Origin of the sequence: Flavobacterium zepuense, assembly GCF_007097145.1 — a bacterium.
Taxonomy (GTDB): Bacteria; Bacteroidota; Bacteroidia; order Flavobacteriales; family Flavobacteriaceae; genus Flavobacterium; species Flavobacterium zepuense.
On record NZ_VJVZ01000003.1, the window covers coordinates 114,913 to 131,268 of the forward strand.

General features: G+C 40.0%; 14 protein-coding genes. 4 read left to right on the forward strand and 10 right to left on the reverse strand.

Translation table 11 applies throughout. The features are described 5' to 3' along the window. Positions 1-176: 176 nt before the first annotated feature. From FMM05_RS05795 to FMM05_RS05810, 4 genes are all read right to left on the reverse strand, one after another. The gene (locus FMM05_RS05795) at positions 177-695 is read right to left on the reverse strand and encodes a DinB family protein (protein ID WP_143372398.1); all 519 of its coding nucleotides are present in this window, start codon (positions 693-695) and stop codon (positions 177-179) included. Then, a complete protein-coding gene (locus tag FMM05_RS05800; protein WP_143372399.1) occupies positions 695-3,271 on the reverse strand; it encodes a phosphoenolpyruvate carboxylase in 2,577 nt (858 codons plus the stop codon). Before FMM05_RS05800 ends, FMM05_RS05795 begins: the two co-directional genes overlap by 1 nt. A 78-nt stretch (positions 3,272-3,349) precedes the next feature. Beyond that, positions 3,350-3,829: an Lrp/AsnC family transcriptional regulator gene (locus tag FMM05_RS05805; protein WP_026300077.1), complete on the reverse strand. Its 480-nt coding sequence runs from the start codon at positions 3,827-3,829 to the stop codon at positions 3,350-3,352. 71 nt (positions 3,830-3,900) lie between these two features. Continuing rightward, positions 3,901-5,055: a M14 family metallopeptidase gene (locus FMM05_RS05810; protein WP_143372400.1), complete on the reverse strand. Its 1,155-nt coding sequence runs from the start codon at positions 5,053-5,055 to the stop codon at positions 3,901-3,903. Positions 5,056-5,334: 279 nt separating this feature from the next. Here FMM05_RS05810 and FMM05_RS05815 point away from each other — a divergent pair, with 279 nt between their 5' ends. Beyond that, a complete protein-coding gene (locus FMM05_RS05815) occupies positions 5,335-5,778 on the forward strand; it encodes a helix-turn-helix domain-containing protein (RefSeq protein WP_143372401.1) in 444 nt (147 codons plus the stop codon). A gap of 326 nt (positions 5,779-6,104) precedes the next feature. After that, positions 6,105-6,767 carry a spermidine synthase gene (locus FMM05_RS05820; protein WP_143372402.1) on the forward strand — a complete coding sequence of 221 codons (663 nt, stop codon included), beginning with the start codon at positions 6,105-6,107 and terminating at the stop codon, positions 6,765-6,767. Positions 6,768-6,847: 80 nt separating this feature from the next. Here FMM05_RS05820 and FMM05_RS05825 read toward each other — a convergent pair whose 3' ends face one another. Beyond that, the gene (locus FMM05_RS05825; protein ID WP_143372403.1) at positions 6,848-7,690 is read right to left on the reverse strand and encodes an aldo/keto reductase; all 843 of its coding nucleotides are present in this window, start codon (positions 7,688-7,690) and stop codon (positions 6,848-6,850) included. 223 nt (positions 7,691-7,913) lie between these two features. Here FMM05_RS05825 and FMM05_RS05830 point away from each other — a divergent pair, with 223 nt between their 5' ends. After that, positions 7,914-8,933, forward strand: coding sequence for an LLM class flavin-dependent oxidoreductase (locus FMM05_RS05830; protein ID WP_143372404.1), 1,020 nt, complete (start codon positions 7,914-7,916; stop codon positions 8,931-8,933). Positions 8,934-9,059: 126 nt separating this feature from the next. Beyond that, positions 9,060-11,132 carry a CotH kinase family protein gene (locus FMM05_RS05835; RefSeq protein ID WP_143372405.1) on the forward strand — a complete coding sequence of 691 codons (2,073 nt, stop codon included), beginning with the start codon at positions 9,060-9,062 and terminating at the stop codon, positions 11,130-11,132. 56 nt (positions 11,133-11,188) lie between these two features. Here the strand turns inward: FMM05_RS05835 and FMM05_RS05840 are convergent. The 5 genes from FMM05_RS05840 to FMM05_RS05860 form a co-directional block, all read right to left on the reverse strand. Further along, positions 11,189-12,414 (reverse strand): IS3 family transposase gene (locus FMM05_RS05840; RefSeq protein ID WP_394345145.1). Its coding sequence is split into 2 segments (ribosomal slippage): positions 11,189-12,078 and positions 12,078-12,414, totalling 1,227 coding nucleotides; the frame shifts between segments, so codons are not numbered across the junction. 94 nt (positions 12,415-12,508) lie between these two features. Continuing rightward, on the reverse strand, positions 12,509-12,730 hold the full coding sequence (locus tag FMM05_RS05845; protein WP_143372406.1) for a DUF6814 family protein: 222 nt from the start codon (positions 12,728-12,730) through the stop codon (positions 12,509-12,511). A 10-nt stretch (positions 12,731-12,740) separates the two neighbouring features. After that, positions 12,741-14,282, reverse strand: a complete 1,542-nt coding sequence (locus FMM05_RS05850; RefSeq protein ID WP_143372407.1) for an MFS transporter — start codon at positions 14,280-14,282, stop codon at positions 12,741-12,743. 21 nt (positions 14,283-14,303) lie between these two features. Next, the gene (locus tag FMM05_RS05855; protein WP_143372408.1) at positions 14,304-15,674 is read right to left on the reverse strand and encodes a porin; all 1,371 of its coding nucleotides are present in this window, start codon (positions 15,672-15,674) and stop codon (positions 14,304-14,306) included. Between the two features lie 103 nt (positions 15,675-15,777). Further along, positions 15,778-16,197 carry an IS1/IS1595 family N-terminal zinc-binding domain-containing protein gene (locus tag FMM05_RS05860; protein ID WP_143372409.1) on the reverse strand — a complete coding sequence of 140 codons (420 nt, stop codon included), beginning with the start codon at positions 16,195-16,197 and terminating at the stop codon, positions 15,778-15,780. Positions 16,198-16,356: the final 159 nt, after the last annotated feature.

Genomic DNA, 16,356 nt, shown 5'->3' on the forward strand with positions numbered 1-16,356 from the left:
GAAGAACGAAGCAATCTGTTTACGTTCACTCTAACTACATAGATTGCCGCGCTGCGTTGCACTCCGCTCGCAAAGACGATAGCGGGTATTGTTAGGATATAATTTTTCGCAAGGTTGTACTAATCACAATCACAAAACCCCGGCGAATACCGGGGTTTAAATATTATCTTATAGCGCTACAAGTAGCGCTCTTTAAAAATCTTAATGTGATGGTTTTGATGGCCTATAATGATAAAGCCCAACGCCCTTACCGATACCGTATAGCCTGATGCGGTACCTGTTCTTAACAAAGCATCTTCATCAAACGATTTAAACAGCATAATAGTGCCTTGTCGCACTATAGTAAGCTCTGTTAGCAGCTCCTGCAATTTACGTTCATGCCCATTGGCAATAGCTCCATAAGCGTTTTCTTCGTATCCCGGTAAAGGAGTATTGTCGTTACGGGCAAAGCGTAATGCCCTGTAACTAAATATCCTTTCGGTATCTATGATATGCTGAATAATATCCTTAATCGTCCACTTGCCTTTAGCATAGCGGTAGTCGTATTTATCCATAGGTATTTCCTGTACAAACTTTATAAAAGCATGTACACTAACTTCCAGTTCTTCAACAAGGCTCCAGGCATCGTCGACTAAGGAAATATACGATTCCTGATACGGGGCATACTCCCCTTTTGGCAGTTCAGTTACTTTCATTATGCAGAATTTCGGCTTGCGTTAATATTTCCAAACAACGATCGTGTTACTATTTTTTCGTACACTTCCTGCAACTTATCATCGCGCTTGCCATTTTTCATCTGCCTGATAGCATTAAGCGCATATTGCTGAATGGTTAGTAACGGAAGCACAATGTGTTCCCTCATTTTAATAGATGCGCGGCCATCAGGATAATTTTCCATCAGCACTGTGTAACCAGATATTTTCAATAGCAATCGTTTAGTCTCCAGGTATTCATCGTAAATGATCTTCCAGAATTCGCCAAATTCAGGATCTTTACCTATATAGGCCGTAAGTGGAAAGAACGATTTGGTAAGCGCCATCATACTGTTTTCCAGCAATGTCCTGAAAAACAACGAGTCATGGTACAATGCCTGAACCTCTTCCCATTTACCATTCTTTTCCATATTGCCTAAAGCGTGGCCTAAGCCAAAGAAACCAGGAACATTCATTTTCATCTGGCTCCATGAACCCACAAAAGGTATAGCCCTTAGGTCGGCAAAATCAAGTTCAGAACCCTTGTTACGTTTAGCAGGGCGGCTGCCAATATTGGTTTTAGCATAAAAATTAAGCGTACTCAATTTTTCCAGATACGGCAAAAATTTATCGTGTGCCTTAAAGGCCGTATATTTTTCATAACTAAGCTTAGCCATCTGGTTGAACAGGGCGCGCTGCTCATTAGTAAATTCCTTATCGTTTTTATTAAACACACCGTTGGTAATACCGGCACTAATAAGGTTCTCTAAATTATAGCGGCAGGCATCAAGCGTACCAAAGTTAGAGCTTATGGTTTGCCCCTGTATAGTAACCTGGATTTCGTTATTTTCTATAGTAGGCCCAAGCGATGCGTAAAACTTATGTGTTTTACCTCCGCCACGTGCCGGTGGTCCGCCGCGGCCATCAAAAAATACCACTTTAACGCCGTGCTCGCGGGCCATGAGTGTAAGGTCTTCTTTAGCCTTATAAATACTCCAGTTAGCCATAAGGTAGCCACCATCTTTAGTGCCATCGCTAAAGCCAAGCATAATAGTTTGGCGGTTGCCGCGGCGTTTTAGGTGGGCGGCATACTTTTCGTTTTCATAGAGAAGTTTCATAACATGGCCGGCATCCTCAAGGTCGTCTACTGTTTCAAAAAGCGGAACGATATCTACGTTAGGCTCCTTAAAGCCAAGGAAATCGAACATAGAAAGCAGCTCAAGCACATTTAATGCACTCTCATTATTACTTATTATGTAGCGGTTGCAGCCTTTCTCTCCATTTTTTTCCTGAATGGTTTTTATAGCAATTATAGACTCCAGCGTGCCACGGGTGTTCTCCTCAGTAAACATATCGGGCGTTATGGTAGCCTTAATAGAGCCAAGGGCTTCTAATTTTGCCTTCTCGTCAAGCTTTTCGTAACCGGCAACGTGTTTATTCTCTTTTTCAAGATGTTCCAGCACATCGGCAAAAACAGCATTGTGTATCTTGCTGTTTTGCCTAATATCTAATGAGGCAAAGTGAAAGCCAAACAGGTTAGCCTTATTAATAAAGCTGTCAATTTCGTCAAGGTAAAGCGACTGGTGATTCTCTACAATTACTTTACGGATATCGTGCAGGGCGGTGGTTAACTCATCTAAGGTTATAAAAATATCGCCTTTAGAGTAAAATACCGATCGGTACAGTTTATCTTCAAGATCGGCAATTTTATCCTGAACACTATTAAACGTAAGCTTGCGCTTAAGCGAACGTACATTGCCGTAATAACATTTTAATATAGAGGTACGCAGCCTGTCGGCCACTTTAAGGGTAATCTCGGTAGTAACGAACGGGTTACCGTCGCGGTCGCCTCCCGGCCAAAACCCGAACGACATTACCGGATGGGGTAAATTCTCGCCCTTATAAATAGAATCCTGCAGGTAAGATGAGATATCGCCCGCCGCCTGGTAAAATACATTTTCCAGGTACCATATAAGGCTCACGGCCTCATCATAAGGGGTTGGTTTTTCCTTTTTAATAAAGGGGGTTTTACCAAGTTGTGCAAGGAGTGTTTTAATTTCGCCCAGGCTGTTATTCTTAATAGCCTCTGTAAGATCTGTTATGATACCCAGTACAGAACCGGGGTAAAACTGTGTGGGGTGTGCGGTTAATACCGGCCTTATACTAAAGTCTTCAAGGAACTCCCTTACCTCCTGCATTTGCCCCTGGTTTTCGGCACGCTCACGGCTTTCGCGCAATGAGCCGCTTCCTTCAAGGTTGTTAAGGGTAGAAAAGGCAGCATCCTCTATAGCATCAAAAAGTACTATCTGGCGCTCTACATACTGTATAAACCTAAACATAAGGCTTACCTTATCCTCTTCGGATACGTCCTGAAGGTATTTATCGGCAAATACTTCAAAAATCTCTTCGGGACTTTTGTTATTCTTAAAGCCCTCATCGCAAAGCTCAGAAAACAGCGGCAGCAATACGCCGGTGTTATCTATAGCCCTAAAAGGCAGGGTAATGAATATACTATTAAAAAGCTGGTATTTAAGCTGAACGTCTTCGTAAAAGCGTTCTATTCGGGTGGCAGGATACATGAAATAAATTTTTGTTGAATTTAATAAAAAAACCCCCATGTAATAAACATGAGGGTCTTAATTTTTTGTGAAAAAATCTTACAGATCTTTAAATATTGTGTGCATCAGCCTTTTCTTGTCGTTGATGCTTTCTTCTAATGATATCATGGTTTCCGTACGATAAACACCTTCAATGTCATCTATCATAAAGATAACTTCTTTAGCGTGTTTAGTATCTTTAGCTCTTATTTTACAGAAGATGTTGAATTTACCTGTTGTTACATGTGCAACGGTAACAAATGGTATTTCATTAATTCTTTCAAGTACAAATTTGGTTTGCGATGTGTTGTGTAAAAATACACCCACATAAGCTATAAAAGAATATCCCAGTTTTTCGTAATCCAGTGTTAATGAAGAGCCCATTATGATACCCGCATCTTCCATTTTTTTTACCCTAACATGGACAGTACCCGCAGAGATTAAAAGTTTTTTTGCAATATCAGTAAACGGCACCCTTGTGTTGTCAATCAGCATGTCTAATATTTGGTGATCAACCTCATCTAAACGAAACTTGCTCATAAATGTGTGTTTTTAGGTTATCTATCAGGTCTTGTTTTATTAAAATTTTACATTTATAAGAAAGTTATTGTTTAAACCTCCAGTCCATTAACAAATTTCCTGTCGGTTCCTATTAAAAAGTCTGCTTTTTCATCTATTTTCGGCATTTTTTTGTGATCCTGTCCTACAAATTCTTCTCCCCGGCAGTCAAATTCTTCGTGGCCGTAATGATCATCTAAATTGCCTATTTCTCTAATAATAGCTTGAAATTTTACAGATTTTTCAAATAACACTTCCTTATATTGTGAGGCAAAATTCGTGATTTTTTCTGTATTTTCATAATTTATTTTGACTTTTTTGTACATCACGTCATAAAATATTATCTTATTTTGAGGAATATTAAAATATTCATGTTTTTTATCTAATACTATAACGTTTTCGTTAATCGCATGAAATCCTGATAATAATGCAAAAAATATAAATTTTCGTGTAATTTCTCTTTCGTAGTCCTTTTGGTAGTGCCCAGCCTCAAAAAGTATAGTGGGTACGTTTAAGGACATGAACATATCGCCTATGCAATTAATATTAAATGAGTCGTCAAACCTACCCACCTGGCCCGGTATAAACTCTTGCAACGTATTATTCATTGCTGTAATAACGTTAATGGCTTTTAAACGCGGATCGTTAATATCCCGGGCATCATTATAAGAAGGCGCTAAAAACGACACTGTAGCGGGTTTAGGATCGTTTCCCACACCAAAAATTGTACGCTGGTCGTGCATGTTATAAGCATAATCAGGCGCAAACTCCTCAAAAGCCTTCCGCAGCACAATGCTCTCCGGTTGTGACAGATTTAATGAATCACGGTTTAAATCGACTTTATTGCCGTTTTCTCTAGTGTAAAGTTCTGCTCCATCGGGATTAACTATAGGGAGTATTAAAAAAGTAAAACTGTTTTTTAGTGCAGTGGCAAATGCATCATCACTACTTAGAAAATTCAGGAAATCAAAAATAGCTTTAGTGGTGGTAGCCTCATTGCCGTGCATTTGCGACCACATAAATATTTTAATCGGCCCGTTGCCGGCAATTACATCATATATAGGTTTACCAAAAACGGATGTACCGCGTACCGAAATTTTAAAATATTGTTTAAGGTCATCAAGCAACGGCTCGATATGATCATTAGTAAGGTATCTGCCAGATATGGAATTTTCTTTTGATGCGGAGTATATAGCTTCTAAATTCATGGTGTTGTATTAGATTACAAAAGTAAACATCATATATTTTACAATTGTAAACACACAAACACGGCTAACTAATTACAATTGTAAACAACTTTAAATTACAATTAGCACATATTCTTATAAGAGATATTTAAACTGTATCAATACTTTGTTTTTCATAAGATTAGTACGTATTACTTATATAATCTATTTAGTTATATTAGTCTTTTTATACTGTGATTAGGATATAGCAATGCAATTGTTTACATTTGTAACAACATAATAATTCAAAACAAAATTACAATGGTAAACACAGAAGATTTTATTAAACGATTGGAAATACTATTGGAATATTATGGCTTATCGGCTTCTTTATTTGCCGATAAAGTAGGCGTGCAACGCTCAGGGCTGTCGCATTTAATGTCGGGCCGCAATAAACCCAGCCTTGATTTTGTAATGAAAATTGTAGAGAATTTTCCAGAAGTAGACCTGTACTGGCTGCTGGCAGATGTGGGAGAATTTCCAAAATCTGACAACCCGCAGCATAGTATTCCGCAGCCTGCCCCTGCTCCAACATCTGAAAAAGTTAATGAAATGCCTGATCTGTTTTCTGAAACTAAAAATGATAAAATAACACAGCCCACTATAGCAAACCAACCCTCCCAATTATTTGATAATAAAGAGATTGAGCGTATTGTGGTATTTTATAAAAACGGAAGTTTTAAAAACTATATGCCTGAAAATTAAAAAACCCCGATTGCTTTATAAAAAGCAGCCGGGGCCATTAACCAATAAAACAAACACAAATTATCTTTAACCCTTCTAAAAGTATATTGTATAAGTATACTATTTTATCGGCTAAATATTTTGCTGATATAAAATTACAACGGTAATTTGTTAATAAATCTAAACGAATAGTTAATCTGTTCTTAATTATTCAATTTTACATCAATTTTAAACCAAAATGTTGCTGAACTCTAATCATAGCATTAAGTTAATAAATTTTGCGGCAGCATCAAAATTAGCCTTATAATTTTAGCATATATTTACCGCTTTAAATTCAACTACTAAAAATGCTTAAGAGATTACTAAGCTTCTTTATCCCGATAAATATTGTAAAAAAAGACTCGGAAATTAGCCAAAACCTTGAAGTAACCTGGAACAACGGCCAACTGGTGCTCGACTCTAAAAACACCAATTACTCATACGGCAGCCTGCAGCGTATACTACGCAAGGGCTTAAACTATATAGGCTTTGAGCGAATAAGGGGTTTTGAGAATATACTTGTTTTAGGTGTTGCCGGTGGCAGCGTGATTAAGACCTTAACCGAAGAAATTAACTTTAAAGGCAAAATTACAGGTGTAGAGATTGATGCCAAAGTAATTGAAATTGCCAACACTTACTTTGCTCTTGATACAATTCCTAACCTTGAAATTGTTATTTGCGATGCGTTTGAATTTGTACTTAAAACAAAGGAAAAGTATGACCTAATTATAATTGATATCTTTAAAGATACCGTTATGCCTAACTTTTTATTTGAAGATTACTTTATAAACAGGGTTAACCAACTGCTTAATGTAAACGGGTTTATTTTATTTAACACGATGACTTTGACAAAAAAGGATAGCGAACGTAACGCGTTATATAAATCACATTTTAATGACGCTTACTCTGTAAGGATGTATCCCAAGGTGGAAGACCATAACGAGTTATACACCATTAAAAAGTTGAGATAATTTATCAATACAACAGCCTAAACTATAAGCAAAAAAGGAATCTCTAAATACAGAGATTCCTTTCACTAAATAATTTACTATTACAAATTACTCAAGGCCTGTATATCTTCATCGGTAAGCTGTACTTGGGCGGTTTTCATATTTTCTTCAAGGTGCGCTAATTTAGAGGTGCCGGGTATCAACAATATATTATCCGAATGGTACAGCAGCCATGCCAGTGCAACCTGGTGCGCCGTTGCGCCGTGCTTATCGGCAACTGACTGTAATGCATTTACAGCCGTAACATTTCCGGCGTTAAGCGGATACCACGGTATAAAAGCTATGTTGTTATCGGCAGTATATTTAAGCACACTCTCCCATTTGCGGTTGTCTACACTATACATATTTTGTACCGATACCACCTCAAAATACTCCTGCGCCTTTTTAATATCTTCTACGCTAACTTCAGAGAGGCCAATGTGTTTCACCTTACCGTCCTGCTGTGCTTTCTGTAAAAATTCAAAAGTTTTAGAAGCTTCAACCTTTGGGTCTATGCGGTGCAATTGGTATAGGTCTATTACATCAGTTTTAAGACGTTTAAGGCTTCCTTCCAGCGCTTCTTTTAAGTGTTCGGGGCTGGCATCAACCGGCCATTGGTTAGGGCCTGTGCGCAGCAATCCACCTTTAGTGGCAACAACAAGGCTGTCCCTGTATGGGTGCAGTGCCTCGGCAATCAACTCTTCAGATACATTAGGGCCGTAGCTGTCAGCGGTATCAATAAAGTTAACACCCATCTCTACCGCACGCGACAATACCTTTAGCGCTTCTACCTTATCTTTTGGTGGACCCCAAATACCGTCTCCAGTAATACGCATAGCGCCATACCCCAGCCTGTTAACGGTAAGATCGCCACCTATACTAAATTCTTTTTTATACGCACTCATGTTGGTTTATTTTAAGTTTAGGCCAATCTCCTATCAGCAACAATTGGCTATACTAAAATTACTACATAAAAATGTATTAGAAAAATATAACTATCTTTTTATACCGCGAAGCATTGGTATACTTCTCTTATATTTTAGCATGCCATAGCACTACTCCAAAGTATAGCCGCCATTAAAATTCCCCTTCATTTTCGTAACTTCGTAACACACAACAATACACCACATGGAAATAGGAATAGACAGTTTTGCCGCAGCCCACAACGAGGCCAGCGGTACCGTAAATAGTGCCGATGCACTTGCCCAGCTTTTAGAACGTATAGAACACGCCGACCGCTGCGGGCTTCATGTTTTTGGCATTGGCGAACACCACCGTAAAGATTTTTTAGACTCGGCTCCCGCCGTAATATTGGCTGCCGCTGCGGCACGCACTAAAAATATAAAGCTTACCAGCGCTGTAACGGTATTGAGTGCAGCCGACCCGGTTCGTGTTTTCCAAAATGCCGCAACACTCGACCTGATTAGCCGTGGCCGCGCCGAAATGGTTGTTGGCAGGGGCTCGTTTACCGAGTCGTTCCCACTATTTGGGTTCAACCTTCAGGATTACAACGATTTGTTTACCGAAAAGCTCGAACTGCTATTAAACATCAATGAAAATGAAGTAGTTAACTGGCAGGGCAAGTTCAGGCCCGCGCTTAACAACCAGGCCATTTACCCAAGACCATACCGCGAGCAACTGCCTATATGGATAGGTGTTGGCGGCACTCCTGAATCGTTTGTGCGTGCCGGTGTGCTGGGGCTTCCGCTAATGGTTGCAGTTATTGGTGGTGAAACGCATCGTTTCAGGCCATTGGTAGACCTGTACCGTGAGGCCGGTAAAGAGGCTGGGCATGCTCCCGAAAAACTTGCTGTAGGGCTACACTCCATTGGCTATGTGGGAAATAACACCAAAGATGCCGTTAACGATTTCTTTCCCGGCTATGCCGAAACCTTTACTAAGATTGGCAGGGAACGCGGCTGGCCACCTGTTACCCACCAGCACTTTGATGCACAAGCTGGCCTACGCGGAGCGCTGATCGTGGGCAACCCCGAAGAAGTCGCTGAGAAAATACTCCGCCACAGCGAGGCTTTGGGAGGTATTTCGCGCCTTACCTTCCAGATGGATAACGCAGGTCTGTCGCACAAGCAATTAATGGATGCTATAGAACTAATAGGTAGCAAAGTGATTCCGCTTGTAAACGGATAATTAGCTGTGAAATTTTATAAACTAACCGTTGCATTTTAAAAATAATGCAACGGTTTTTTATTTATATTTGAAAAATTGTTAACACAAACTTAACATTTAGATTACACCAAAAAACAACAGCTATACATGAAAAAAATTACCCTTTTATTTTGTTTGCTCTCTACCGCCGCGCTATGGTCGCAAACCTTTAACGGTAGCACCGGCGCTATTAGCGATGATGGTACTATTAATACCTATACTGCAACCGTATCAGGATTACCGGCTCAGTTAAATGCAAATAATGGGCTAATTACCGTATGCCTCGATATTGCGCATACTTATGATTCCGACCTGAATGTGCACCTTATTTCGCCTACGGGTGTAGACATCAACCTGTTTTCTGCCCTCGGCGGTGGCGATGATAATTTCACTAATACCTGCCTGAGCCAGAGCGGGGCCACTACAATTAATGCGGGCTCAGCGCCATTTACCGGCGTTTACAAACCGCAGGAAACACTGGGTAACCAAAATAACGGACAAGACGGTAACGGTATTTGGACGCTGCGAATACTTGACACCTATGCCTTTGCCGATACGGGAACGGTAAACAGCTGGAGCCTCGAATTTGGTGCTAACGCTACGGTTCCGTTTGTGTTTACGTCGTCTAACCTGCCCATTGTTATTATTAATACCAGCGGTGTTACCATACCGGATGAGCCTAAGATAGATGCTGTTATGAGCATTATTAGCAATGGCGAAGGCCAGATAAATTACCTTACAGATACTCCTAATGAGTATGATGGCAATGTGGGCATAGAACTGCGTGGAAACTACTCGCAGGGGCTGCCTCAAAAACCGTATAATTTTGAAACCCGTGATGCTGAGGGTGAAGATCTTAACGTATCGCTATTAGGTATGCCCGAAGAGCACGACTGGTGCCTGATAGCCAATTATAACGACAAGGTTTTTATGCGAAACAAGCTGGCATACAACCTGTTTACCCAAATGGGCAACTATGCCGCCCGCAGCCAGTATTGCGAGGTGGTGCTTAACGGTAGCTATCAGGGGGTGTACCTGCTTATGGAAAAAATTAAGCGTGATAACGACCGTGTAGATATTGCCAAGCTGGAAGAAGATGAAAATGAAGGGCTTGACGTTACCGGTGGCTATATTTTAAAGTGTGATTACTGGACCTGGGAAGACAGTTGGGAACTGGAATACCATCCGTTAGACCACCCAGACCTTGACGTGCGTTTGGTGTACGAATATCCTAAGCCTGAAGATATTAGTTATGATCAAAAACAATATATTCAGGGATTTGTAAACCAGTTAGAATCAGCTTTATATGGCGATGATTTTACTAACTCTGAAACAGGTTATAATAAGTACCTTGACACTGACTCGTTTATCGACTATTTTATTGTAAATGAGCTATCAAGGAATATTGATGGCTTTAGAAAAAGCTGCTTTTTCAACAAGGATAAAGATGAAAGTGAAACCGAGATATCCAAACTTAAGGCAGGCCCTGTTTGGGATTTTGACTGGGCTTGGAAAGATATCTGGAGCTGTTCAATTTTTGAGGCTACCGATGGCTCCGGATGGGCGCATCTAATCAACGATTGTAATCCTGATGTAGCCTCTACAGGCTGGTATTTAAGGTTGTTACAGGACCCGATATTTGCTAACAGGCTGCGTTGCCGTTGGGAAACATTTAGGAGTACTTTTATGAGCCAGGATGCTCTTAATGAGTATATTGACGGAGTTGCAGCACAGCTTGATGAAGCACAGGAACGCCACTTTGATAAATGGGGTAACCTGGGTATCAATACCGGTACGCCGGAGGTTGAGCAGGATCCTGCAACGTTTGCCGGCCAGATAGCTCAGTTTAAGAACTGGATATCACTACGCCTTTACTGGTTAGACCAGAATATTCCCGGTACAGCAGAGAATTGCGAACAAACAGCAGGGCTTAACAATACACAGACTAATGTATTTACAGCCTACCCTAACCCTGCGAATACTACACTGCACATAACATCTGCAAACGGCAGCCAGCCACAATTTGCCGAAGTGTTTGATGTAGCAGGTAAATCGGTGCTGAAAGCGGCAATTAATGGTGGTACTGTAAATGTATCAGGCTTATCCAATGGTATTTATATGTGCAAAGTTACATCTGCTAATAATGCATCGCAAATCGTAAAAATTGTGGTAATTCACTAAATTAATATCATGAGTCGTCCTAAAATAGGTTGACAAGTTTTACAATAAAAATTATATTAACCAGTCAGGTTCTCCTGACTGGTTTTTTCATGTATAAAGTTAGGAGTTTCCATCATTAAACTTAAGTGTGGTCTTTTAGTATTATAAGTATTTATTGACACATTGACCAGTTTCTCTAATGTTGTTCCATCTTTACATTTATAAATCAGGAATTCACTTTTTAAAATTCCATTTATCCGCTCTGCTAAAGCATTTTGATAACAATCATATCCATCGGTCATTGATGGTTTAATACCGTTCTGATTCAATACATCCTGATAAATTTTAGAACAATATTGCAATCCTCTATCAGAATGATGTATAAGAGGTAGTTTTGATTTTCTGCCCTTAATCGCCATTTTTAGAGCTTGTACAACATTCTCTGCACTCATATCATCACTAAGTTTATAGCCTACTATTTTTCTGCTATAGGCATCAGTAACTAAGGATAGATAATGTGTTTTTTCATGTGATTTCACATAAGTAATGTCACTAACATATACTTGCTCAGGCCGCTCAATTTTACATTCTTTTAATAGGTTATCATACTTACGCAGCCAATGTTTCGAGAAGGTAGTCCTGGTATAGCTTTTCATTGGCCTTACAAGTAATTTTTCTCTTCGTAAATAATCAAAAAAAGCGTCGCGCCCTATTTTAATTCCTTGTTTACAAAATTGTTGTGAAAGGATGTGATACAGTTTACGTGTTCCGATACGCGGCATTTTCAGCCGGATGTTAATGACCAAATTCTTTACTTTCAATAATTCAGCTTCTCTGTGATCAATTCTTATCTGCTGTTGATATAAAGCTTGCCTGCTAATCCCAAACAATCGGCAACTTTTAGATAGGCTTATTCCTCTTTCTTGCCTGAGGCGGAAGATGGTTTGGGAGAAAACTTTTTTCTGATCTGAGTACCATATTGGCTATCTGAAATATCAATCATGGTGTTAAGTATCTTGTTCTTCAGTTGTTCATCTGACAGTTCCTTTTCAAGCCTTTTAATAGTTTGCGCAGGAGTTTCTTTAGATTTTGACATAAATAACAGATTAGGTTTGCTCCAGTCTAAGTTACCAAATTTTCTGAGCCAGACCAAAACTGTGCTTCTTCCCTGAATGCCATAAGTAGATTGGGCTTGTTTATAAGTCATTTCGCCTTTTTCAACACGGGAAATGACGGCTAATTTAAAAGCCATATTATAATCCCGTTGAGAGCGTTTAAGCCTCTTGTTTTCTTTGTCTTTCATAATAAGTCGATTTTGTGTCAACTTATTGTAGGACGGGACATCAAAAACAAGAAAGCCCGATCTCACGATCGGGCTTTCTTCATTTATAAACTATCTAAACATTATCATATTCGCCTTTAACAGCGTAGTAACCAAAGGTGCCTAACCCTAAAACAATTAGCGGGGTTAGTATAAACAGGATTATGATACCAAAAACCAAATCGTCCTGCTTGCCTGTACCAAACTTGGGTAGTCCAAAGATAAAGATACAAAAATATGCTGCTGCGAGTGCCAATGCTAACCATAGCACGCCTAATATTCTTTTTAATGTTTTCATATTGATTTTTTTAGTCGTGTTCTACGTTATTTTTCCTCTTAATATAAACCATACCTATCAGGAAGCTTACCGATGCTATTACTATAGGATACCACAAGCCCTGAAGGTAAAACTCCGGATTTCCATCGTCTTTAGCCGTCGTAACAAAGTAGGTGGATATTGCCGGTAACAGTCCACCAAAAATACCATTACCTATGTGATATGGTAGCGACATGGATGTGTAGCGTATCTTAACTGGGAACATTTCTACAAGGAACGCTGCAATAGGCCCATATACCATAGTTACAAATATTACCTGTATAAATACCAGGAATATAAGTACCCATCGGTCTTCATTATTAATGGTTATGGTTGTTTTAGTATCGGCTTTAGCCTTACCATCAACTATTATCGGCTGGCCGTTCTCTAAATGTACGCTTTTTACCTGTGTCCATTTTGTGCCGTCGGTAAATTCTTTGTTAGCGGTATAAACCGAATCCATTTTACCTTCCTTAACCTCTTTAAGCACCACCTCGTTCTTGGCGTTGGCAGCTATTTCGGTTTTATTTACAACATCAGTAGTTTTGTACATCTTATCATAAATAGGCCTGTATAATAGTATCGCAAGTAGCATACCCAGCATCATTATAGGTTTACGGCCTACCTTGTCGCTCAGCCATCCAAAAAAGATAAAGAACGGAGTAGCCAGTAAAAGCGCTATACCCAGCAAGGCATCTACCTGGCTCGAATCTATAAACATTACAGTTTTAAGGAAACTCATGGCATAAAACTGGCCCGTGTACCAAACCACACCCTGCCCCATTGCTGCACCAAATAAGGCAAGCAATACAAATTTAAGGTTGTATTTATTACCAAAGCTTTCTTTTAACGGATTGGTGGTTGTTTTACCTTCGGCTTTAGCTTTTGCAAACACCGGAGATTCGTGCATTTTTCTACGGATAACATACGATACCACTACCATGATGATCGATATCCAGAACGGTACCCTCCATCCCCATGCATCAAATTCTTCGGGAGATAAAAAGGCTCTTGTGCCAAGGATAACCATCAGCGATATGAATAGCCCAAAGGTTGCCATGGTTTGTATCCACGAAGTCCAGTAACCACGCTGGTTGTTAGGCGAATGCTCTGCCACATACGTTGCTGCACCGCCATACTCTCCACCAAGCGCCAAACCCTGTAATAACCTTAAGATCAGTACAGCCAATGGTGCCCAAAAGCCAATACTTTCATAACTGGGAATACAGCCTATTAAAAAGGTGGCCCCACCCATTAATAGCAACGTTACCATAAAGGTATACTTACGGCCTATAATATCGCCCAGGCGGCCAAAAAACAGCGCGCCGAACGGACGTACCACGAAACCTGCGGCAAACGTTGCAAGGGTTGATAGGAATGCCGCCGTTGGATTATCTGATGGGAAAAATTTTGTGGAAATTACCACGGCAAGGCTCCCAAAAATATAGAAGTCGTACCACTCTATTAATGTACCAAGGGAGGAGGCTGTAATTACCTTCCATATCCCTTTTGTTGATGTTGTTGTTTCGCTCATTGTTTTATAGATAGTTAAGGTTTATAGATATACTTGCAGTTGTACTAAAAATTCTCCTTTAAGGCTTGATGTGCCTGGTGTTGTGTACACCGGCCTTGTAGAGTATTGTGTAGTGATTTTTGCATGGTGCCCGTCAATAAAAAAGTTGGCGCCTACATCAAATTGAGAGCTGGCTTTATCCAGCGCATCAAAGTTTTTGTGGGTAAATGCCCCAAATGGCTGGAACCGTACTATTGGTTTTGCCGATGAATCCGGGATTAAATACCCTGCCTGTGTGTACCATATAGTACCGGTACCCATTGTTGGCTGTAAATTACCGGCTCCTGCAAGGGCTGCCTGGCCTGTAAAATCAGGATTGGCAACACCAACGTTCATAATACCCAGGTTGCGCAGGTAGTTGGGCCCAAAATCGTAATCATAAAACACGCTATAGGCAGTAATCGCACCCTTTTTAGTGCCAACAGGCATATCTAAAAAGGCGTCCACCGCAAATAACTTAATGTCATGTTTTCGTATCTGCGCATCAACCGATGATTGTGTGGCATCAGGCGCGGTATAAAAGCCTGCACCAAGGTTAAATACTTTTTTAGTACCCAGGTAGCTGCCCACTTTGTAGGGAAGCAGATTCGACTCAATATCAAAGAACTGGTATTCAAAATAACCACCTTTGCTCCATTTGGTATTGCCATTGTTATCTACAGCCACCTCTTTAGCACCCGCAGGCACATCTACAGGAACAAGGTTAGTAGCAAAGGGTTTATTATAACTTAAACGGTACTCAAAATGGCCATATTTACCTTTTGCAAAAAGCCCCATCTGGCGTGCAAACTGATCGGAATTCTCAATTAGCGGCCAGTTAAATATAGGTGCATCAGCCGTTAAAAAGTTAAGTGTAGATGCCATTGTAGACCTTGATAGCCCTGTGTAATAATGAAGCCCCCCACCTATTGACAAACTGAATTTCTTATCGGCCTGAGGCAGCACTACTGCATATTCGTTATAGGCATCATGAAAAAACATGCCCGGTTTTTTACCCTGGCCGTAGCCGCCCGTTCCTGTAGTACCCGCCGCGCCACCGTTAGTAAAGGTTTGGTTGTTGATACCAAAATGAGTTACAATAAGGTAACGCTTAGATATTTGCGCATATAGCAATATCCTTAGGCGCCTGTTGCCAATGTCGGTACTGCTGGATGCCTCTTCGCCATTTATCATAGTGCCGGGGTTCATTTCGGTAGAGCGGAACCATATCTGATCCCAGATAATGGCCCTCATGTACTTGTTGCCAGTAGAATCAAGGTTAAACTTTAGCCCCGACCCATATTCCGGGGAGCCCTGGGCAAATCCTGCCGCCGAAAACAGTAAAATGCCTGCAATGATTAATATTCGTTTCATAGTTGTTAATTTGGGTTTGATAACATCGTTTTCGATACAGCCAAATTCCAAAATTCAAACGAATGGAAGAAATAATAATATATATAAATGTAAACCGGTATAGTTAATCTTTAAAACGCTCCCATTTTATGAGCATAAACTTATCGCCAAGCTCGGTAATAATCATGCCTGCACCGCTTAACTGCTGCTTGTTTTTAAGGTATTCTATAAGTTCTAAATGGTTAAAAATCTTATATGTAGGATGATAATCGCCATGTGCCGGCTTTTTAACTTTAAACTCCTTAACCCAGTTGCTTACCGTAACGTGCGATACGCCTAATATACGTTCAATCTCCCTATAGCTAAGCCCCTCAAGATATAATTGCAATGCCTTGGTAACATAGTAATTATCTATCTTTTTACCTATTTTATTCACGGTAAAATAATAGTTGCAGTCTTTGCATAAATACCTTTGTTTATCGTTAATTACGCCGCTCTTAACAATGTGGTTTTGCTGGCATTTAGGGCAGGCTAAAATCTCCATATATATTATTTTTGCATAAATATACTAATTTAGCAATTATATAAAAACGAATAATAAAAAAATAATTCACTTTTTTTATTCAGTATACAATTTTAACCCGATTATTATGATTTTTATATAGAGATTTGGCTCTTCTTGATTTTAATGATCAGGCTGTAA